This is a genomic window from Microvirga sp. RSM25, assembly GCF_044784385.1.
GTDB classification, from domain to species: domain Bacteria; phylum Pseudomonadota; class Alphaproteobacteria; order Rhizobiales; family Beijerinckiaceae; genus Microvirga; species Microvirga tunisiensis.
Genome location: NZ_CP173040.1, coordinates 115,414 through 134,620, shown reverse-complemented (window position 1 = coordinate 134,620; position 19,207 = coordinate 115,414). Strand labels below are relative to the sequence as shown.

The following is a 19,207-nucleotide window of genomic DNA, read 5'->3' as shown; positions in this document are numbered from 1 at the left end:
GACATGATAACACTACCCACTAATGGACAGGAGGCAACATTATGAAGTGAGCCATAACGATCGAGTACGAGCCAGCGAGAGTCTCTGATCATAATGCTCGATCAACAGTTCAATAGCTTTGTATAACGAAAAGGCAGCAACCTTGGAGAATGCTACCATGAAGAATAAAATGGACTTGATCGATAATGTCATTCCACGTACCGATGTCGTTAAATGCACAGCGCGCATCGGCGCAGAAATCAGGAACATCAAGCTGTCGGCCAATTTAACGGATCAGACCATCGCCGCGATAAACAGTCTGGTGCTTGAGCACAAGGTCATCTTCTTCCGCGACCAGGGTCATCTCGACGATGCCGAGCAGGAGCGGTTTGCTCTTCGTTTTGGGAAACCTTCGCCATATCCGGAGGGAACAAGGCCGATCCTCGAGATTGATTCCGCAGGCGAAGATTTCAAGGCTGATATTTGGCACATCGATTGGTCCTGCATGGATGCCTATCCCAAGATTTCAGTGCTGCGAGGCGTTGTGATCCCACCAGTCGGCGGCGACACGGTGTGGTCAAACACGGCGGCCGCATATCTCGACTTGCCGCTGCCGCTGCAACGGCTTGCCGACGACCTCTGGGCTGTTCACAGCTTCCCCGGAGCTTATAACAGGCGTTATGTCGGGGACTTTACCGGACCGAGGATCGAGACCGAGCATCCCGTCGTGCGCGTGCACCCCGAGACCGGCGAGCGCACGCTGGTGCTCGGCTCTTATGTAGCACGTTTCGTTGGCGTCTCGAAACATGACAGCCAGAGGCTATTCGATCTATTTGAATCGCATATCACCGCGCAGGAAAACACGGTACGCTGGAAGTGGAAGCAGAGTGATGTTGCTATTTGGGACAACCGATCCACGATGCATTGTGCGACCAAGGATTACGGAGATCAGCGCCGCGTTGTTCGTCGCGCGACCGTCGAGGGCGAGGTGCCCGTCAGTGTCGACGGCCGGCACAGCGTTGCGCATTTCAAGTTTGTCGGGCGAAATGAGAAACTGACACCTAACGAAGCTTAAGTTGTCTGGATGCGAGACCTCCTTGGCAGCCGCAACGACCTGGAGGGCTTGGGGCAAAGCGTGCCGATCGGGCGGCTTGAAGCGCCGGTTGGCGAGTTTAGGCTCGGCGGCCAGGCGGCATCGCACAACCTCGTCCGGCGATCGCCTCTTCAACACGCGCTGGCGTCTCCTGTTGTAAGCCTGGCCTCGATCGTCTCGAACGTCGCCCAGCTGATATAGGCGGGGTACTGGTCCTTCACGACGATCCTCCACTGCTCGCGCGGAAGCTTCTTCTGAGCGGCCCTGGCTGATGGCGCTGTGCGGATCGAGCGGGTACGCCCGTAAACGAAGGCGCCGGCGTACGCGGGGTTCTTCAGCACCTGCAGGATGGCCGCAACGGTGGGCGGGCGCCAGACCGTATCACCGAACCGGCCCCGGCGCGGGATGCTCAGGCCGCGCTCGTTGAAGGCGCGCAGCACCTTGCTGGCCGAGCGGACCCGCAGGAAGGTCGCAAAGATCAGATCGAGACGGGCTTGCACCTCGCGGTCCGGGTTCTTCACCACCACACCACCAGTCTCGCGGACGAGGCCGACTGGCAAGATCAGCGCCAGCTCTCCGCGGGCCGCCTTGTTCAGGAGGCCGGCCGTGAGGCGGGCGCGGATCGTATGCAACTCGACTTCGGAGAGAGTGCCCTTGAGCCCGAGCAGCAGGCGCCCATTGGCGGTGCCGGGGTCATAGACTCCGTCGCGGTCGGCAATAAGGCAGTCCCTGTAGCCGCACAGATCGAGCAGCGGGTACCAGTCCGAACAGTTCCGGGTCAGGCGCGTCACCTCGGAGGAGAGCACGATGCCAATCTGGCCGAGCGTAACGCGTGCGATCAGGTCCTTGAAGCCCTCGCGATGGACAGCGGCCGCGCCGCTCAGCCCAAGGTCGGCATCGATGATCTCGACGTCCTCCTCACGCCACCCGAGGCCGAGCGCGCGCTGGCGCAGATCGTACTGCAGGCGCAGGCTCTCCTGATTGGTCAGCATCTGATGCGGGCTGGACTGGCGGATGTAGATGACCGCGCGGCGGGCCAGATGCCGGTCGGTGATGAGCTCTGATCTCATAGATCACCTCTGCGAGGATGGCGGCGACGTCTTCGGCGATCGCGGCGCGGAGGTCGTCGGGCAAGCGTCTCCAGACGCGTTCGGGTCGAACCGGCATGGCGTCACCCCGCACTCGTCGGCCAGGGCGATCAGTTCCTCCAGCGCCGCGTGGGTGAGCTTGCACAGCGGCTCACACGGCAGCTGAGGAACGAGGCTCGTCGCGGCGATCGGGAGCTTGAGCACCATGCGATCACGGTAGGAGACGAGAGCGTGGCCGTCACGCCGGCGCGCGCTCACCGATACCAGCAGGAACCGGCGGCCGAAGAGCGGATGCCGCGGATCGGTGACCTCGATCTCGACGAAATCCCGATCCGCCGGGTTGTGGAAGGGGGTATCAACTGACGCTGTCGTTCGATTCGCTGGACCATTCCGTCCTGCTCTCGATCCTGAGCGAGAAGATCCACGACGGCCGTTTCCTACGGCTGATCGGCAACCTGCTCTGGGTTGGCTATCTGGAGGACTGGCGCTACAACGCCACGCTGAGTGGCAGCCCGCAAGGATCGGTGCTCAGCCCAATCCTCTCGAATATCTACCTGGACAGGCTGAATCGCTTTGTCGAGACAACGCTCCTTCCAAAGTACAACCGTGGTGACCGACGCAGACCAAACCCGGCATCAACACGTATGCGTGAACGAGCGAAACGGCTGGAGAAAGCGGGGTTTCGAGACGAGGCTGATCAGCTTCGCCGTCAGATGAAGCAAGTGCCCTCCCTCGATCCGATGGACCCGACCTACCGACGCTTGCGTTACATACGCTATGCCGATGATTGGCTGCTCGGCTTCAGCGGCCCCCGATGCGAAGCCGAGGCGATCAAACGAGAGGTTGGAGCTTTCCTGCGTGATGATCTCAAGCTGGAATTGTCCGAAACCAAGACCTTGATCACCCACGCGCAGTCACAAGCTGCGCGCTTTCTCGGCTATGACATCCAGGTCCTGCACAACGACCAGAAGCTTGATCGACGCGGTCACCGTTGCCTGAATGGGCAGATTGGGTTGCGCGTCCCATCAGCCGTCGTGCGGGACAAGTGCAAACGATATCTCCGCCATGGCGAACCGATACACCGCACGGAACTCATCCACGACTCTGTCTTCAGTATCGTGGCTCAGTACCAAAGGGAATACCGGGGCCTGGTGGAGTATTATCGCAGGGCATACAACCTGCACCAGCTCAACCGTCTGAAGTGGACGATGGAGCGGTCGCTGACCCGGACGCTCGCGCATAAACTGCGCATGAGCGTTGCACGGGTTTATCGTCGCTTCGGAGCCACACTTCAGACCGACCAGGGTCCGCGTGTGGGACTTGAGGTCATGGTTGAACGAGGTGAAGGGATGAGGCCTCTGGTAGCACGGTGGGGCGGCATTACGCTGGCACGGCATAAGACAGCAGTCCTCGACGACCGCATCCCCTTACGCATCTGCAGTCTGCGTTCTGATCTCGAACGGCGCCTCTTGGCCAATACCTGCGAGCTGTGTGGCTCCCAGGAGGACATCGAGGTGCACCACGTCCGAGCCCTAAAGGACTTGCAGTACAAAGGGCGACGACCTCCGCCTCTGTGGATTCAAGTTATGGCGGCGCGCCAGCGCAAGACTCTGGTGACTTGCCGGGCCTGCCATGCTGACATCCACGCCGGACGGCTGTTGCGATGCACCCTGCCAACGATTTTGGAGGACACTGGAGAGCCGGGTGCTCCTAACGGCGCATGCCCCATTCGGGGAGGGGCGGTTGGAAAAGTGCCAGCAATGGCAACTCGCTAGCCGCCTACTCTACTTTTACAACCCCGTCCGGCGTCATTCGACGCTCGACTACTTCAGCCCGGTTCAGTTCGAAAGGCTGGCCGGATAGCTACCAAACCGCTCTCCACTTAAGCGAAGCAAATCCATTTCTGACGTGTTCCTGATAACCAGAGGTTTAAGAACCTCCATGCGCGGCAATATATCGGTCGAGTACGCACCTTGCGCCAGTGCAGCCACGGAGGTCACCGGCGTGCCCACGCCGCGACCGCGCGTCCGTTGTGCATTGCTTCACCATCAACGCAATCTGCCATCGTTCGCTATGAAGAATTCGCCAACCGCTGGTGTCTCGTGAAAAGCGGCTGATCTGCTGATTTCAAGTTTGCAGTCTGCCAGACGCTTGACAACCATCCGCAATTAGAGGGCTCATTGACGGTCAGGCTGCTCGGGAGTTGGGATAAACTCCTAATCTGCGCTGACCGCACATGAACCCCATCGAAGTTCTGAACCTCGAGATGTAGCATCCTCGCGGCCGGTGGATGAGAGATTTGAATTAGCGGCTTTGCCTCGGCCAGTCACAGTTCGCGAATGCGCGCGGCCTGCAAGACGAAGGTATGGAATGATGCGAGATGTGCTTCGTTCGCCGCCAACGCTTCAAGCGCGTGGCTTCCGCGCTTGGCCGCGATCAGTTGCACGAGGCACTCCACCGCTACAAATGCGGGAGTCATGGTGTGAAAGAGCAAAGGCATTTCGGTCCGAACGCGGATCATAACTTCGGAAAGTTTAACGATCGGAGATAGCTCGCTGTCAGGCAAAGCAATTAGCTTTGCACCGCGCGTGACCGCAAGCTCCGAGACCTGGATTGTGTAGCGACTGTACGGGCTCACTGTAACCGCCAGTAAAGCGTGTCGTGGGTCGGCCGACCGGACTGCATCATTGGCCGTGCCACCTATTCCGTCGATCAATGTCGTGGGCGAGCCGAGCAATGACCCGACATAGTGCATCAGATAGGCCGCAGGAAAGCTCGAACGGAGGCCGATACAGAAGCGACTGAGCCAGGAGATCGGCCGCCGCTACCAGCGCGGCAATTGCGGAAGGCTGCGCAAGGTTCCTTAGATGGCCATGCAAGACATCGATCGTTTCAACGATAAGGGCGCCGTCGCCCTCAGCCTCTGGTCGTGCCATTAATTCCGGTGTATGCCCCGCGAAGCTTTCTGGCAGTGCTCTGATGGTGTCCGCGAATATCTCCTTCAACTTGGCAAAACCATCGAAGCCGAGGCGCTCTGCAAGCCGAATTATCGTGGCCGTAGGCACTCCTGCTCCCTCATCGACAGCAGTGCAACCTCCTTCGGAAGGTCGAGCAACCAACGTGCGGCGACCTTTATGTGCGGTGGGAACAGCTCGTAGCTGTCGTAGATGGCACTTGCGATGGGCAAATCCATTCCGATATTTCCTGGTCAAGGGGCTAAATGCTGAGAGACGGCAAATGCGGGCCGATTCTTTCACGACAGTGACAGGCGCAACATCTTCGTCGTGAGACGCGCGACAGCACACGATGTCTCGTCAGCACTGCCTGGATCGCCCCGGCAGGCGCGGCGCTGCTGCCGAGAGGTAACTCGATTGGGATCGCACAGCCGTTCATAAGGTCGATCACTAAGTGGTGCATCCGGGAAGTCACGCTGCCCTCGGCAGGAGGGCGACACCGGGTGCACGGCGTGGCCGATGCCGGCGCCTCCTGCCCCAGACGAAGGGATGGCGATGCGCATTCCAGTAGACCGTCGAGCAGTGGATCGCATCGGTGATCTCGTCCCAGGTCTCGAAGCGCCGCCCCGCTAACGCCAGCGAGCGCAGGATCTTCCACCAGGGCTCGATCAGGTTGAGATAAGCCGCATCCTTGGGCTGGAACACCATCTCCCAGCGCCGATGCGCGAGCAGAAACAGCAGCACGTCGGTCGTGCGATGCGAACCCAGGTTATCCATGATCGCGGACACCCGCTTGGTCGTGCGCGGGATCCAGGTCTCAACGCGGTCAAGGAAGTCGACCCAAGGCGCGCCGCCCCGTCCTGGAGAGGGATGCGTGAAGGCTTCGCCCGTTGCGGGACAGAATGCACCGAAGATGGAGCCCTTGGCGCGCCGGCCGCGTCCGGCTGTGCATCAGGGCACGCCCGGCATAACTCTTGGCGCTCACCGGCCCCATCTCGTCGAGGCAGATGACCCAACTGTCCGCAGGTGATGCCGTGTAGAGTGTCTCGATCTTCCCCTTTTTTCGGCGAACGCCGGATCAACCCGCTCGCCGAACCAGGTCTCGTGCTTGCGCCAGCGCAGGCCCTCGTGGAGTAGGATCTCGTCGATGCGGCTGCGCTGCATGGCGATGCCCTTCTCATGCAGGTAGGCCGCCAATCGGTCGAGCGTCCAGGACGTGAACGGCAGCTCCAGCGTCTGAGGTTTGGTCAGCGCGGTGGCGATCACGGTGGCAGTCTGTTCGGCCGAATACGTCGGCGGGCGGCTCGAGCGGTATCGGTCTTTGAGGGCATCCACTCCTCCCGGTTGAAGCGGTGGATGCGCTTGCGCACCGTCTCGCCATCAAGCCCCACGCGGGCTGCAATCGTCGAGGCGCTCGCGCCGCAACTGGCCCGCCAGATGATCTGGGCGCGCTGCACCATCTGAGCCGGTGCGCGAGTGGGCCAACTTCTGGACCGCCGCACGTTCCGCAGCGGTCAAGTCCCGTAAGCAGACTGGTGCCATGGGCCACCTCCGCCAGCAGGTCAGAGGGGGCTGCCATTATACCCCTCTACCTGCCGGATGCACCACTAAGAGGCTGGTGAGCAATTATCTTTCTTTTCGCGTGAGACGCCGCAGCAGGATGCGGCTCATCGCGAGATAGAGCAGCATCTCGCCGGTCTCGATCAAACGTTCATAGTCTTTCGCGAGCCGGCGGTTGGTGGTCAACCAGGCGATCGTTCGTTCAACAACCCACCTTCGCGCGAGCACCTGAAACCCGCTCGGGCGTGGTGGCGGCTCCGCGTCAGCCCGCATCCAGGTTCCGCCGCTCCACCCATGCTGCGGGATGGACAATCGCCAGCCCAGGGCCTTCTGAAGCCAATCCTTCAGCCCTCGATAAGCCGTGTCGGCCCACATCAGCTCAATGGCCGGAAACAGATGCTGCAGCCCCTCCAACAGGAGTTCGGCCCCGGCACGATCATGGATGTCGGCTGGATGCACCTTGTTCTTCAGCAGATTGCCTTGCGTATCAACGAGAAGATGGCGCTTGCGGCCGTTGATCTTCTTGCCGCCATCGTACCCACGCGCTCCGCCCATCTCAGAGGTTTTCACTGATTGGCTGTCGATGATTGCCGCGGTGGGTTGGCGCGCTTTGCCGATCCGACAACGGTAACTCTCGCGCAGAACCTGGGTCACATGCTCCCAGGTGCCGTCCTCGCGCCACTGGGCATAGTGGTAAAAGACGGCGTAGCGCGGCGGATACTCATGCGGCAGCAGCCGCCATTGGGCGCCGGTACGCAACAGGTAAAAGATCGCATCGACAATGCGGCGTAACGGATAGGTCTGTCGCCGCCCGGCCGGATGGCTGCGGGGGACGAGGGGCGCGAGCAGCGCCCATTCGGCATCGGTGAGGTCGCTGGCGTAGGAACAGGCATCCATGGCGGGGCTCCCAGACCGTCAAACAGCCCACCTCCGCCGCAGCGGCCCAGCACCAAACTTATTCTGAATCAATGACTTACATTGAGCAATAAAATTGCTCACCAGCCTCTTAGAGCTGTTTGGGGTTGAACGGAATCGTGAGATCTGACTCGGTGGTGGTCAGGGGCGTGAGCAAAGAGGCTCGCTATGACCACACCGTTGTCCCAAGACCTGCGCGGCGCATCGTGCGCGCTGTTGAGAAGGGTAGCTCCATCCGCCAGGTTGCTGCCCGCTATGAGGTCAGTCCCTCGGCTGCCGTCAAGCTCATGCGGCGGCTGCGCGAGACTGGCTCGGTGAAGCCGGACCGGGTCGGAGGCCACCGCCGTCCCGTGCTCGAGCCGCATCAGGAGTTGCTCCGATCCCTGGTGGAGGAGAAGTCCGGCATCACGCTGTCCGAGATCCAGGGTGAGCTGCGCACTGGATTTGCTTCGCTTAAGTGGAGAGTGGTTTGGTAGCTATTCGGCCAGCCTTTCGAACTGAACCGGACTGACATAGTCCAGTGTCGAATGACGCCGGACCGGGTTGTAGAAGCCGGCGATGGAACGACCAATTGCCGCCTTGGCCTCGGCTCGGGTCTGGAAAACGGTGCGCCAGACCAATTCGGAGTTCAAGGTTTTGAAGAAGGTCTCGACCACCGAATTATCATAGCAGTTCCCTGTCCCGGACATTGAGATCCGGATGCCGTGTTTCCTCAACTTGGCCTGATAGGCTGTCGAGCAATATTGGCTGCCGCGATCCGCATGATGGATCAAGCCCGCTGATGGCCGTCGGATCGCCACGGAGCAATGCCTCCCTTGGCGAGCACGACGCCAAAGACTGATCCGGCCTGCTTGCCAAGAGCACGGCCGATGTCACTCAGCGACTCGCCAGCTCTCCACCGGGCCCAGAGTTCCCTTTTCTGCTCCGCCGATAAGCCCGGCCGCCCCGTACGCGCCATCATGGATCCTTTCAGACACCGAAAAATCGATCATGGTGCGCTGACCCGTTGAATCCATCAAAGATTATTTGTTATACGTTGCAGACGCGAGCTGACGCTCCTCAGGGTAGAGATCTGCATGCAGCTTTTGCGCGCAAGAAACAGCAGATGATAAATCGTAGAATTCGTTGATCCTGGTAGCATCGCTTGTTATTTCACTCACCAAAATTCGCTTGCCAATATGTAACAGTTTGATCTGGCGCTCCGTCAAGATGCCAACACCAACGTCCGCATCATGGCTCAAGTAAATAGGACCTCCCACGTCCTGACCCGAACCTACCCACGTGATGTCGAGTTCCTCTAGCACGCGTAGTGCTGCTAACCATTCGAAACGATCATCAAAGTCAACCTCGTCGCCGACCGATCGACGACAACTGTGGCAACATCTCCTGTGGCGGCGACATGCGTTCCGACCACTTCCCGCGGGCGCAACGATTTACAGGTAATCACAATGCCGCGGCTAGAGGCGTACTCAAGCGCCCCATAGTGAAGCACTTTGGCTCCATGGCGCGCCATACGGCTGACGCATGTGTGAGAAATCTCAGGGACCAACCTGGCTCCCTTTACCAGATGCGGGTCCGCCGTGTAGATGCCGCACACGTCCGAGTAAATTTCACAAGAGCCAGACCCAACGATATCAGCAGCTATCACAGCGGTTAAATCCGAGCTGTTACGGCCGAGCATTGAGATGCGCCCGCTCCTATCTACGCCCTGAGCGCCGGCAACTATTACAACTTGGCTAGTCTCCAATGCATTGCGAAGTGGTGATCTGTTAATGGCTTCGATAGATGCGCGGTTGAATCCAGAGGACACCCAAACACCTAGAGAGTAGCCAAACAGTGACGATACCGCAACCGAATGCTGCTCCAAGGCGGCTTCAAGTAGGCCAACAGAAACGACTTCGCCGGATGTGAGAACAGCATCGAGGGCGGCACGACCACATCGCTCATTCACGGATAGTGCTAGCTGCTTCAGAGATTCAGTAATGCCGGACATCGCACTGACTATGACAACAATTCGATCTGCATCTGAAGACAGACGCCTCACAATATGTGAGGCGATGAAATTATAGTCCTCCGCATTGCGAAAGGAGGAGCCGCCGAACTTTAAAATTCTAACAGTCATAGTGAAATAGCCTCAATCTCGATACCAACAGCGCCGCAATCTGTTCAATCCGGCGCCGCTCTAATCTTGATATCCCCGCAGCATATTTAAGCTTCCAACCTTGCCCCTGCACCTACCAGGGCTGATAGTACGGTCAGGTCCAGGTGACGCTAGTGCCCAGGACAATCGGCGCTTTAAGCCGAGAAGCGGGCTACGACCTCGCCCCTTATACTCGGCCATGCGCGTAGACGGACAGAAATGCATGTGCAGATTCCGATTTCATCCAGCCAGGGATTCCGAGGTGAAGCCGGCCGCGATTCCGATTGTTCTCCGGCCGCCGTTCCGAGATAAATCCGGCCACCATGGACTTGCTTCGAAAAGACGGAGAGCCTCTCATGAAGCAGGAGGATCTCCATGCCCCACACACGTTTTACCAAAGAGTTTCAGGATGAGGCGGTTCGGCTTGCTCTGACCAGCGGCCGCAGTCGACGCGCGATCGCCGAGGATCTCGGGATCGACCTGTCGACCCTGCGCCACTGGATCGACCGCCGCCGCGAGCGCGAGATCGACGCTCCGCCCGCGGAGCGCCAGGAGGACATGGTAACCGAGCTGAAGCGGCTGCGGCGCGAGAACGAGATCCTGCGCCAGGAGCGGGAGATTCTGAAGCGGGCCACGATGGATTCAACGGGTCAGCGCACCATGATCGATTTTTCGGTGTCTGAAAGGATCCATGATGGCGCGTACGGGGCGGCCGGGCTTATCGGCGGAGCAGAAAAGGGAACTCTGGGCCCGGTGGAGAGCTGGCGAGTCGCTGAGTGACATCGGCCGTGCTCTTGGCAAGCAGGCCGGATCAGTCTTTGGCGTCGTGCTCGCCAAGGGAGGCATTGCTCCGTGGCGATCCGACGGCCATCAGCGGGCTTGATCCATCATGCGGATCGCGGCAGCCAATATTGCTCGACAGCCTATCAGGCCAAGTTGAGGAAACACGGCATCCGGATCTCAATGTCCGGGACAGGGAACTGCTATGATAATTCGGTGGTCGAGACCTTCTTCAAAACCTTGAACTCCGAATTGGTCTGGCGCACCGTTTTCCAGACCCGAGCCGAGGCCAAGGCGGCAATTGGTCGTTCCATCGCCGGCTTCTACAACCCGGTCCGGCGTCATTCGACACTGGACTATGTCAGTCCGGTTCAGTTCGAAAGGCTGGCCGAATAGCTACCAAACCACTCTCCACTTAAGCGAAGCAAATCCAGTGCGCAGCTCACCCTGGATCTCGGACAGCGTGATGCCGGACTTCTCCTCCACCAGGGATCGGAGCAACTCCTGATGCGGCTCGAGCACGGGACGGCGGTGGCCTCCGACCCGGTCCGGCTTCACCGAGCCAGTCTCGCGCAGCCGCCGCATGAGCTTGACGGCAGCCGAGGGACTGACCTCATAGCGGGCAGCAACCTGGCGGATGGAGCTACCCTTCTCAACAGCGCGCACGATGCGCCGCGCAGGTCTTGGGACAACGGTGTGGTCATAGCGAGCCTCTTTGCTCACGCCCCTGACCACCACCGAGTCAGATCTCACGATTCCGTTCAACCCCAAACAGCTCTAAGCACTACAGTTGCACCTTTCGTTTGCGATGAGAGGCCTGCGCCATCGCCTGATGCGCGCGGCGCCACGCGGACCAGGCGATCACGAGGGCAGGCTCGATCTGGTGTTGCTGGAGGCGTGTGGCCACGCGGCGGATTTCCTGGACAGACCAGCGTACCAGCGCTGCAGCTTGGCTTCGTCGTTTCTTTTTTGGGGTGACGTGAGCGTGTTGGCGCGCTCGCGCACCACCGCCATCATGGCAAACGCCAGCATCACCAGGGACACATGCCGGTGCCAGCCCTGCCACGAGCGGGTTTCGTTATGCGTCAGGCCCGACTCCGTCTTGGCGGTCTCAAACGCGTCCTCAATCGTCCAACGCTGCCCCTCGACCCGCACCAGGATCTCGATCGGCGTGCCGGCCGGACACCAGGTCGAGAAGAACGCCAGGTCCTCATCACTGAGGCTGCGTCGGATCAGCAGGCCACGGGTCCACAGGCCGGTGAGATCCTCGTTGTACTCCTCCGCCTCAAGATCAGCGAGTTCGAGATAAGCCCAGTCGTACAGGCGTGCTCCCTTCGTGCCGTCGCCCGCCGACAGGCGCGTCCAAGCCTCGGGCGCAAGAGCCTGCGCAATCTTCTCGGCCGTGCCGGCCACTTCGGGTTTGTCGATCCAGGACGAGAACTGATCGGTGGCATGCGCGCCCAGCACATAGCCCTTGCCGGCCCGGCGCAGCTGCATCTCCACTTTACCGACACCATAGACCGTGTCGGTGGCCACCCAGTCGAACGGCACACCGGCGGCAATCGCGCGCTCGATCATCTGTGTGGCGATCTGCGGCTTGGTGACGAAGTGGAGGTTGTCGGGCACATGAGCGGCGGTCCGACGCTCCGGCTTGTTCGTCCAGTCCTGCGGCAGATACAGCTGGCGGTCGATGAAGGCGCAGCCCTTGTCCGAGACATAAGCGGCAAATACGCCAATCTGGCAGCTGGTGATCTTGCCCGCTGATCCGGTGTACTGCCGACCGACGCCACACGAGTGCTGACCCTGCTTGAGAAAGCCGGTCTCGTCGATCACCAGCACGGCCCCGGGCGCGGCGAGCGTCTCAAGAGCATAGTCGCGCACCATGTCCCGCAGGGCATCCGCGTCCCAGTGGCTGCGCCCGAGCACCGCCTGCTGACGCCAGGGGCCCGAGTCTCCTGCGGCTTCCGCCCGCATCCAGCCGGTCTTGCGCCGCTCCGGCCCCAACAATCCGTCGAGGAAAGCAGCCGCTGAGGCGCCAACACTCGGATGAGCAAACAAGGATTGGAGATCCGCTTTGACCTGACGCAACTCCACACACCAGAGCTCGAGCATCTGCTCGATGGGCACACCCGTCATGGCAGCCTCCTGGGTCAGATCAGCAGATTATGAGCCCATCTTCAGAAGGTGCAACTGTAGTGTAAGAGGCTGGTGAGCAATTTTATTGCTCAATGTAAGTCATTGATTCAGAATAAGTTTGGTGCTGGGCCGCTGCGGCGGAGGTGGGCTGTTTGACGGTCTGGGAGCCCCGCCATGGATGCCTGTTCCTACGCCAGCGACCTCACCGATGCCGAATGGGCGCTGCTCGCGCCCCTCGTCCCCCGCAGCCATCCGGCCGGGCGGCGACAGACCTATCCGTTACGCCGCATTGTCGATGCGATCTTTTACCTGTTGCGTACCGGCGCCCAATGGCGGCTGCTGCCGCATGAGTATCCGCCGCGCTACGCCGTCTTTTACCACTATGCCCAGTGGCGCGAGGACGGCACCTGGGAGCATGTGACCCAGGTTCTGCGCGAGAGTTACCGTTGTCGGATCGGCAAAGCGCGCCAACCCACCGCGGCAATCATCGACAGCCAATCAGTGAAAACCTCTGAGATGGGCGGAGCGCGTGGGTACGATGGCGGCAAGAAGATCAACGGCCGCAAGCGCCATCTTCTCGTTGATACGCAAGGCAATCTGCTGAAGAACAAGGTGCATCCAGCCGACATCCATGATCGTGCCGGGGCCGAACTCCTGTTGGAGGGGCTGCAGCATCTGTTTCCGGCCATTGAGCTGATGTGGGCCGACACGGCTTATCGAGGGCTGAAGGATTGGCTTCAGAAGGCCCTGGGCTGGCGATTGTCCATCCCGCAGCATGGGTGGAGCGGCGGAACCTGGATGCGGGCTGACGCGGAGCCGCCACCACGCCCGAGCGGGTTTCAGGTGCTCGCGCGAAGGTGGGTTGTTGAACGAACGATCGCCTGGTTGACCACCAACCGCCGGCTCGCGAAAGACTATGAACGTTTGATCGAGACCGGCGAGATGCTGCTCTATCTCGCGATGAGCCGCATCCTGCTGCGGCGTCTCACGCGAAAAGAAAGATAATTGCTCACCAGCCTCTTAGTGGTGAATGTTTCTGAAAGCATGCCGACGATTCCTTCGCCGCCTGCATCGCCGCGCCCGTCTTGGAAGCCTATTACGGGCAATGCACACGTCTTTTGCCCGACAAATCCAGGCAGCTTGGCACAACACTGGCCCAGCAAGACTAGCGAAATTCCAAGATGATCTCGTCCGTACTTCGAGTGCGGCAGTAGTGGCCGCGCACCGATTCCACCGAGGCCTTGTGGTTCTCGGGAGTAAAGGCTGCGCAGCAGTCTTCGACCTGAGTGACCAAGAAGCCCTTGTCAGCAGCATCTCTGATCGTCGTTTCCACGCATTGATCGGTCAGAACGCCGTAGACAATCAAGTACTCGATCCCGAGATTACGCAACACGTACTCGATGTTAGTCGAGTTGAATATTCCTGAAGCGGTTTTTGGAATTACGATTTCATCACCTTCCGGTTTGACCGCATCGATGACCTGCGCTCCCCACGAGCCCTTGGGTATGTTCAATTGAGAGATTCTGTGATCAAGGCTTCGGTCGCGTCCGTCCTGTGTAAGGCTTTCGATAACTGTAAAGATCACCTCAATTCCAGCTTCACGCGCGGCATGCTGCAGGCGCGCTTGATTTGGGATTACCGTGCTGGCCATGCGCTCGAAGAAGGAGCGCTTTGTGGCCTCTTGGGTTCCAGCATTCCTCGAGCGCTCCAGCATTTCATGGCTGAACTCAACATTCTGCATGTCGATGCTCAGCAGTGCCGTCTTTCGTGGCTCAATAGGACGTTCGCGGTAGGCTCCATTGGCAGCGTCGATCGGAGGGATAGTCATTTGTTCTCCAACGGCTGAAAGGGGTTGGCTCTTGATGGTCGCGCATTTGTCGCGTCACACAGCGGCGGAACCAAGATAAATTCCACGCTCATGCTATTATGGCTCAAGATGCGTATTTGCAATATTTCGAATACTCGGTTTAGGACTGATATCAGAGTGCCGAACATCTCGCGCGACACAATGATGCCTTGATCGGTGACCGCTCCGCAAAGGTGGTCAATTCTACCCCAGGAAGCGATCAAGTGTTCAGGTGGCACTTTCTTGGTATAGCGCAGATTGTAAGTGATCCCGCCGCCCTCGAAAGACATAATTTCCGAATCAAAGGCTGTTTCGAACAGATGGCCTGCAGTCTGTGAGCCGTGGCGAATATCGAGGAGCTTTCGCTCGCTGGTTGAGATCGCGGCCTCTACGCCAGCCGGGAGCCGCAAATGGACGCCCGTTCAGGGCCACCGGCTTGGTGTGGAGTATCCGGACTGGCTTCACCTCGATCCCGGATAGAAGCGTCAGCATCTCGTCGTGGCCGCCGACGCCGGATCTGGGCTGAACGGCGACCGCGCCTTTCCTTTTCGCCTCTGCAAGCAATTGTGCAACGCACAGTCTGTTCGGGTGGTTTAGGAAGCCGCGCGTGTCTGCAAAAGTGGGGAGTTCGTGCGTGCGCGATATGGAGTGCAACTGCGCTGTTCCTTGTGTACTCGGAATAGGCGAATACTAAAGAACGACCACTGGCGATACTACCATCCTGGGTAGGCGCACGGGCAGAGATTGCCGATTATAACCGCGGAGCCACCGCCAGAACTCCGATTAGACACCGGCTTGTGACGGCAGACCGAAATCGCAGCTATCAATTCAAGAGGATGGGAGGAAGATCATGCTTCAAGAGAGTAGCTCCAACTCGCTCTTTGCCTTTGAAAACCTCGAATCAAACGTGCGGTCATACTCGCGATCCTTTCCTGTTGTGTTCAGGAAGGCCGCAGGAGCCATTCTCGAGGACGAGAATGGTTGCGAGTTTATCGACTTTCTCTCCGGCGCGGGCGTCCTCAACTACGGCCACAACGATCCCGATTTGCTAAACGAGGCGATGCAATACTTGAAATCAAATGGAATCATCCACGGATTGGACATGGCTACATCAGCCAAAAGGGAGTTCATGGAGCATTTTAACGAAATAATATTACGCCCCCGTGGTCTGACATACAAATTTCAGTTTCCCGGTCCCACCGGGGCCAATGCCGTGGAAGCCGCTTTGAAACTCGCGCGCAAGGCCACTGGCCGGCACAGTATAATATCTTTCACAAACGCCTTTCATGGAGTGAGCTTGGGCGCGCTTGCGGTAACGGGTAATCGATATTACCGAGATGCGGCAGGTCTTTCTTCAGCCGGCGCAGTGTTCATGCCCTATGACGGGTATTTGGGAGCCGATAACGATACTTCGGAATATCTGGACAGGATGCTTGCTGATGCAGGCAGTGGTGTCGACCTGCCGGCAGCCATCATTCTGGAAACCGTCCAAGGTGACGGGGGCATCAACCCTGCGAGCAAGCACTGGCTGCAGTCGCTCGAGCGGCTTTGCAGAAAGAACGGCATCCTCCTGATTGTTGATGACATTAAGGCAGGTTGCGGACGAACGGGCAATTTCTTCAGTTTCGAGTTTGCGGATCTATCGCCCGACATCATTGTTTTGTCGAAGTCGCTTAGTGGCAGTGGCCTGCCGTTGTCCCTTTTGCTGCTCAAACCCGAACTCGACGTTTGGAAGCCGGGCGAGCACAGCGGGACTTTCAGAGGCAACAATCTTGCGCTCGTGACGGCGACTACTGCGTTACGAAAATATTGGACGGATGAAAAGCTGTCTCAGGGCGTTGTGGAAACAGGACGCATCATGAGCGAACGCCTTCGGCAGGTCGCTCAAAGCAACCGAAATCATAGTCTGTCCGTGCGCGGACGGGGCATGATGCTGGGGCTCGATTGCAGTACAGGTCAACTGGCCGAGAAAGCCGCCCGCAAGGCCTTTGAGGATGGGCTTGTGGTAGAGCGATGCGGCGCGGAGGACCAGGTTATCAAGCTTCTTCCTCCTTTGACGATTGACCGGCAGACGCTTCAACGTGGTCTGGACATTCTGGACAAGTCTGTGCACGCAAGCGCCTAAAGCAGATGGGCTACGACGAATGGCGGGGCCAAGCGCGTGAACTGTAACTCTGTGGGTTAACCCATTAAACCTTTGTTTCATGAAGGGACATACAATGAACACGACGGTTTCGGTTACTCGTAGCCTGTTGGGTCGGCTGACGATGTGAGTAAGTGAGATGATTGACCGTTCTCGAAGCCACTTCCAGCACATGTGGGCATTTAGAGGCTGGTGAGCAATTATCTTTCTTTTCGCGTGAGACGCCGCAGCAGGATGCGGCTCATCGCGAGATAGAGCAGCATCTCGCCGGTCTCGATCAAACGTTCATAGTCTTTCGCGAGCCGGCGGTTGGTGGTCAACCAGGCGATCGTTCGTTCAACAACCCACCTTCGCGCGAGCACCTGAAACCCGCTCGGGCGTGGTGGCGGCTCCGCGTCAGCCCGCATCCAGGTTCCGCCGCTCCACCCATGCTGCGGGATGGACAATCGCCAGCCCAGGGCCTTCTGAAGCCAATCCTTCAGCCCTCGATAAGCCGTGTCGGCCCACATCAGCTCAATGGCCGGAAACAGATGCTGCAGCCCCTCCAACAGGAGTTCGGCCCCGGCACGATCATGGATGTCGGCTGGATGCACCTTGTTCTTCAGCAGATTGCCTTGCGTATCAACGAGAAGATGGCGCTTGCGGCCGTTGATCTTCTTGCCGCCATCGTACCCACGCGCTCCGCCCATCTCAGAGGTTTTCACTGATTGGCTGTCGATGATTGCCGCGGTGGGTTGGCGCGCTTTGCCGATCCGACAACGGTAACTCTCGCGCAGAACCTGGGTCACATGCTCCCAGGTGCCGTCCTCGCGCCACTGGGCATAGTGGTAAAAGACGGCGTAGCGCGGCGGATACTCATGCGGCAGCAGCCGCCATTGGGCGCCGGTACGCAACAGGTAAAAGATCGCATCGACAATGCGGCGTAACGGATAGGTCTGTCGCCGCCCGGCCGGATGGCTGCGGGGGACGAGGGGCGCGAGCAGCGCCCATTCGGCATCGGTGAGGTCGCTGGCGTAGGAACAGGCATCCATGGCGGGGCTCCCAGACCGTCAAACAGCCCACCTCCGCCGCAGCGGCCCAGCACCAAACTTATTCTGAATCAATGACTTACATTGAGCAATAAAATTGCTCACCAGCCTCTTAGAGCTGTTTGGGGTTGAACGGAATCGTGAGATCTGACTCGGTGGTGGTCAGGGGCGTGAGCAAAGAGGCTCGCTATGACCACACCGTTGTCCCAAGACCTGCGCGGCGCATCGTGCGCGCTGTTGAGAAGGGTAGCTCCATCCGCCAGGTTGCTGCCCGCTATGAGGTCAGTCCCTCGGCTGCCGTCAAGCTCATGCGGCGGCTGCGCGAGACTGGCTCGGTGAAGCCGGACCGGGTCGGAGGCCACCGCCGTCCCGTGCTCGAGCCGCATCAGGAGTTGCTCCGATCCCTGGTGGAGGAGAAGTCCGGCATCACGCTGTCCGAGATCCAGGGTGAGCTGCGCACTGGATTTGCTTCGCTTAAGTGGAGAGTGGTTTGGTAGCTATTCGGCCAGCCTTTCGAACTGAACCGGACTGACATAGTCCAGTGTCGAATGACGCCGGACCGGGTTGTAGAAGCCGGCGATGGAACGACCAATTGCCGCCTTGGCCTCGGCTCGGGTCTGGAAAACGGTGCGCCAGACCAATTCGGAGTTCAAGGTTTTGAAGAAGGTCTCGACCACCGAATTATCATAGCAGTTCCCTGTCCCGGACATTGAGATCCGGATGCCGTGTTTCCTCAACTTGGCCTGATAGGCTGTCGAGCAATATTGGCTGCCGCGATCCGCATGATGGATCAAGCCCGCTGATGGCCGTCGGATCGCCACGGAGCAATGCCTCCCTTGGCGAGCACGACGCCAAAGACTGATCCGGCCTGCTTGCCAAGAGCACGGCCGATGTCACTCAGCGACTCGCCAGCTCTCCACCGGGCCCAGAGTTCCCTTTTCTGCTCCGCCGATAAGCCCGGCCGCCCCGTACGCGCCATCATGGATCCTTTCAGACACCGAAAAATCGATCATGGTGCGCTGATCCGTTGAATCCATCGTGGCCCGCTTCAGAATCTCCCGCTCCTGGCGCAGGATCTCGTTCTCGCGCCGCAGCCGCTTCAGCTCGGTTACCATGTCCTCCTGGCGCTCCGCGGGCGGAGCGTCGATCTCGCGCTCGCGGCGGCGGTCGATCCAGTGGCGCAGGGTCGACAGGTCGATCCCGAGATCCTCGGCGATCGCGCGTCGACTGCGGCCGCTGGTCAGAGCAAGCCGAACCGCCTCATCCTGAAACTCTTTGGTAAAACGTGTGTGGGGCATGGAGATCCTCCTGCTTCATGAGAGGCTCTCCGTCTTTTCGAAGCAAGTCCATGGTGGCCGGATTTATCTCGGAACGGCGGCCGGAGAACAATCGGAATCGCGGCCGGCTTCACCTCGGAATCCCTGGCTGGATGAAATCGGAATCTGCACATGCATTTCTGTCCGTCTACGCGCATGGCCGAGTATAAGGGGCGAGGTCGTAGCCCGCTTCTCGGCTTAAAGCGCCGATTGTCCTGGGCACTAGCGT

At 59.4% G+C, this 19,207-nt stretch carries 21 protein-coding genes and 4 pseudogenes; 9 read left to right on the top strand and 16 right to left on the bottom strand.

Annotated elements, in window-relative coordinates; all coding sequences use genetic code 11:
• The first annotated feature begins 157 nt into the window (after positions 1 to 157).
• A complete protein-coding gene (locus ACD578_RS26615; RefSeq protein ID WP_404294877.1) occupies positions 158 to 1,054 on the top strand; it encodes a TauD/TfdA dioxygenase family protein in 897 nt (298 codons plus the stop codon).
• 149 nt (positions 1,055 to 1,203) lie between these two features.
• Here the strand turns inward: ACD578_RS26615 and ACD578_RS26610 are convergent, their stop codons facing one another.
• Positions 1,204 to 2,142 (bottom strand): recombinase family protein, encoded by a 939-nt coding sequence (locus ACD578_RS26610; protein WP_404294875.1) that lies wholly within the window; start codon positions 2,140 to 2,142, stop codon positions 1,204 to 1,206.
• Between the two features lie 249 nt (positions 2,143 to 2,391).
• On the opposite strand from ACD578_RS26610, the gene ACD578_RS26605 reads away from it, so the two are divergent.
• A complete protein-coding gene (locus ACD578_RS26605; RefSeq protein ID WP_404294873.1) occupies positions 2,392 to 2,523 on the top strand; it encodes a hypothetical protein in 132 nt (43 codons plus the stop codon).
• 161 nt (positions 2,524 to 2,684) lie between these two features.
• On the top strand, positions 2,685 to 3,935 hold the full coding sequence (locus ACD578_RS26600) for a group II intron reverse transcriptase/maturase (RefSeq protein WP_404294871.1): 1,251 nt from the start codon (positions 2,685 to 2,687) through the stop codon (positions 3,933 to 3,935).
• 551 nt (positions 3,936 to 4,486) lie between these two features.
• On the opposite strand, the gene ACD578_RS26595 is transcribed toward ACD578_RS26600, so the two are convergent.
• The 5 genes from ACD578_RS26595 to ACD578_RS26575 form a co-directional block, all read right to left on the bottom strand.
• A complete protein-coding gene (locus ACD578_RS26595) occupies positions 4,487 to 4,951 on the bottom strand; it encodes a MurR/RpiR family transcriptional regulator (RefSeq protein ID WP_404295617.1) in 465 nt (154 codons plus the stop codon).
• Positions 4,952 to 5,585: 634 nt separating this feature from the next.
• Positions 5,586 to 6,029 (bottom strand): transposase, encoded by a 444-nt coding sequence (locus ACD578_RS26590; protein ID WP_404295614.1) that lies wholly within the window; start codon positions 6,027 to 6,029, stop codon positions 5,586 to 5,588.
• Positions 6,030 to 6,095: 66 nt separating this feature from the next.
• A complete protein-coding gene (locus tag ACD578_RS26585) occupies positions 6,096 to 6,449 on the bottom strand; it encodes a helix-turn-helix domain-containing protein (protein WP_404294869.1) in 354 nt (117 codons plus the stop codon).
• Positions 6,377 to 6,574: a helix-turn-helix domain-containing protein gene (locus tag ACD578_RS26580; RefSeq protein WP_404294867.1), complete on the bottom strand. Its 198-nt coding sequence runs from the start codon at positions 6,572 to 6,574 to the stop codon at positions 6,377 to 6,379. The genes ACD578_RS26585 and ACD578_RS26580 overlap by 73 nt, the downstream gene beginning before the upstream one ends.
• Positions 6,575 to 6,740: 166 nt before the next feature.
• Positions 6,741 to 7,571, bottom strand: coding sequence for an IS5 family transposase (locus ACD578_RS26575; RefSeq protein ID WP_404294854.1), 831 nt, complete (start codon positions 7,569 to 7,571; stop codon positions 6,741 to 6,743).
• A 167-nt stretch (positions 7,572 to 7,738) separates the two neighbouring features.
• On the opposite strand from ACD578_RS26575, the gene ACD578_RS26570 reads away from it, so the two are divergent.
• The gene (locus tag ACD578_RS26570; RefSeq protein ID WP_404294853.1) at positions 7,739 to 8,065 is read left to right on the top strand and encodes a hypothetical protein; all 327 of its coding nucleotides are present in this window, start codon (positions 7,739 to 7,741) and stop codon (positions 8,063 to 8,065) included.
• On the opposite strand, the pseudogene ACD578_RS26565 reads toward ACD578_RS26570, so the two are convergent.
• From ACD578_RS26565 to ACD578_RS26555, 3 genes and pseudogenes are all read right to left on the bottom strand, one after another.
• A pseudogene (locus ACD578_RS26565) lies at positions 8,066 to 8,392 on the bottom strand (integrase core domain-containing protein); the annotation flags it as partial. It lies immediately after the preceding gene.
• Between the two features lie 219 nt (positions 8,393 to 8,611).
• Positions 8,612 to 8,830 (bottom strand): hypothetical protein, encoded by a 219-nt coding sequence (locus ACD578_RS26560; protein ID WP_404294865.1) that lies wholly within the window; start codon positions 8,828 to 8,830, stop codon positions 8,612 to 8,614.
• Between the two features lie 74 nt (positions 8,831 to 8,904).
• Positions 8,905 to 9,711 (bottom strand): uridylate kinase, encoded by an 807-nt coding sequence (locus ACD578_RS26555; protein WP_404294863.1) that lies wholly within the window; start codon positions 9,709 to 9,711, stop codon positions 8,905 to 8,907.
• 393 nt (positions 9,712 to 10,104) lie between these two features.
• On the opposite strand from ACD578_RS26555, the gene ACD578_RS26550 reads away from it, so the two are divergent.
• Positions 10,105 to 10,509: a transposase gene (locus ACD578_RS26550; RefSeq protein ID WP_404294861.1), complete on the top strand. Its 405-nt coding sequence runs from the start codon at positions 10,105 to 10,107 to the stop codon at positions 10,507 to 10,509.
• A gap of 75 nt (positions 10,510 to 10,584) precedes the next feature.
• Positions 10,585 to 10,905, top strand: a pseudogene (locus ACD578_RS26545) (integrase core domain-containing protein); the annotation flags it as partial.
• Here ACD578_RS26545 and ACD578_RS26540 read toward each other — a convergent pair.
• Positions 10,906 to 11,232: a hypothetical protein gene (locus ACD578_RS26540; protein WP_404294853.1), complete on the bottom strand. Its 327-nt coding sequence runs from the start codon at positions 11,230 to 11,232 to the stop codon at positions 10,906 to 10,908. It abuts the pseudogene before it with no gap.
• 138 nt (positions 11,233 to 11,370) lie between these two features.
• Complete coding sequence (locus ACD578_RS26535; RefSeq protein WP_404294387.1) at positions 11,371 to 12,645, bottom strand: IS701 family transposase; 1,275 nt, start codon at positions 12,643 to 12,645, stop codon at positions 11,371 to 11,373.
• A gap of 174 nt (positions 12,646 to 12,819) precedes the next feature.
• Between ACD578_RS26535 and ACD578_RS26530 the strand changes: the two genes are divergently transcribed.
• The gene (locus tag ACD578_RS26530; protein WP_404294854.1) at positions 12,820 to 13,650 is read left to right on the top strand and encodes an IS5 family transposase; all 831 of its coding nucleotides are present in this window, start codon (positions 12,820 to 12,822) and stop codon (positions 13,648 to 13,650) included.
• Positions 13,651 to 13,810: 160 nt separating this feature from the next.
• On the opposite strand, the gene ACD578_RS26525 is transcribed toward ACD578_RS26530, so the two are convergent.
• Both ACD578_RS26525 and ACD578_RS26520 read right to left on the bottom strand, forming a co-directional pair.
• Positions 13,811 to 14,473 (bottom strand): cysteine hydrolase family protein, encoded by a 663-nt coding sequence (locus ACD578_RS26525; protein WP_404294859.1) that lies wholly within the window; start codon positions 14,471 to 14,473, stop codon positions 13,811 to 13,813.
• Positions 14,470 to 14,901 carry a hypothetical protein gene (locus ACD578_RS26520; RefSeq protein WP_404294858.1) on the bottom strand — a complete coding sequence of 144 codons (432 nt, stop codon included), beginning with the start codon at positions 14,899 to 14,901 and terminating at the stop codon, positions 14,470 to 14,472. The genes ACD578_RS26525 and ACD578_RS26520 overlap by 4 nt, the downstream gene beginning before the upstream one ends.
• A 440-nt stretch (positions 14,902 to 15,341) precedes the next feature.
• On the opposite strand from ACD578_RS26520, the gene ectB reads away from it, so the two are divergent.
• Entirely contained in the window at positions 15,342 to 16,616 is a 1,275-nt protein-coding gene (gene ectB / locus ACD578_RS26515; RefSeq protein WP_404294856.1) for a diaminobutyrate--2-oxoglutarate transaminase, read from the top strand.
• Between the two features lie 218 nt (positions 16,617 to 16,834).
• On the opposite strand, the gene ACD578_RS26510 is transcribed toward ectB, so the two are convergent.
• Positions 16,835 to 17,665, bottom strand: coding sequence for an IS5 family transposase (locus tag ACD578_RS26510; protein WP_404294854.1), 831 nt, complete (start codon positions 17,663 to 17,665; stop codon positions 16,835 to 16,837).
• A 167-nt stretch (positions 17,666 to 17,832) separates the two neighbouring features.
• Here ACD578_RS26510 and ACD578_RS26505 point away from each other — a divergent pair, with 167 nt between their 5' ends.
• The gene (locus ACD578_RS26505) at positions 17,833 to 18,159 is read left to right on the top strand and encodes a hypothetical protein (RefSeq protein WP_404294853.1); all 327 of its coding nucleotides are present in this window, start codon (positions 17,833 to 17,835) and stop codon (positions 18,157 to 18,159) included.
• Here the strand turns inward: ACD578_RS26505 and ACD578_RS26500 are convergent.
• Positions 18,160 to 18,480, bottom strand: a pseudogene (locus ACD578_RS26500) (integrase core domain-containing protein); the annotation flags it as partial.
• Between the two features lie 219 nt (positions 18,481 to 18,699).
• Positions 18,700 to 18,960: pseudogene (locus ACD578_RS26495) on the bottom strand (transposase); the annotation flags it as partial.
• Positions 18,961 to 19,207 lie beyond the last annotated feature (247 nt).

Bases quoted from the DNA above. Each gene is read 5' to 3' on its own strand.
- ACD578_RS26580 (WP_404294867.1), bottom strand. From the start codon at position 6,574: ATGGTGCAGCGCGCCCAGATCATCTGGCGGGCCAGTTGCGGCGCGAGC.
- ACD578_RS26510 (WP_404294854.1), bottom strand. From the start codon at position 17,665: ATGGATGCCTGTTCCTACGCCAGCGACCTCACCGATGCCGAATGGGCG.
- ACD578_RS26575 (WP_404294854.1), bottom strand. From the start codon at position 7,571: ATGGATGCCTGTTCCTACGCCAGCGACCTCACCGATGCCGAATGGGCG.
- ACD578_RS26525 (WP_404294859.1), bottom strand. From the start codon at position 14,473: ATGACTATCCCTCCGATCGACGCTGCCAATGGAGCCTACCGCGAACGT.
- ACD578_RS26555 (WP_404294863.1), bottom strand. From the start codon at position 9,711: ATGACTGTTAGAATTTTAAAGTTCGGCGGCTCCTCCTTTCGCAATGCG.
- ectB (WP_404294856.1), top strand. From the start codon at position 15,342: ATGCTTCAAGAGAGTAGCTCCAACTCGCTCTTTGCCTTTGAAAACCTC.
- ACD578_RS26615 (WP_404294877.1), top strand. From the start codon at position 158: ATGAAGAATAAAATGGACTTGATCGATAATGTCATTCCACGTACCGAT.
- ACD578_RS26610 (WP_404294875.1), bottom strand. From the start codon at position 2,142: ATGAGATCAGAGCTCATCACCGACCGGCATCTGGCCCGCCGCGCGGTC.
- ACD578_RS26530 (WP_404294854.1), top strand. From the start codon at position 12,820: ATGGATGCCTGTTCCTACGCCAGCGACCTCACCGATGCCGAATGGGCG.
- ACD578_RS26535 (WP_404294387.1), bottom strand. From the start codon at position 12,645: ATGACGGGTGTGCCCATCGAGCAGATGCTCGAGCTCTGGTGTGTGGAG.
- ACD578_RS26550 (WP_404294861.1), top strand. From the start codon at position 10,105: ATGCCCCACACACGTTTTACCAAAGAGTTTCAGGATGAGGCGGTTCGG.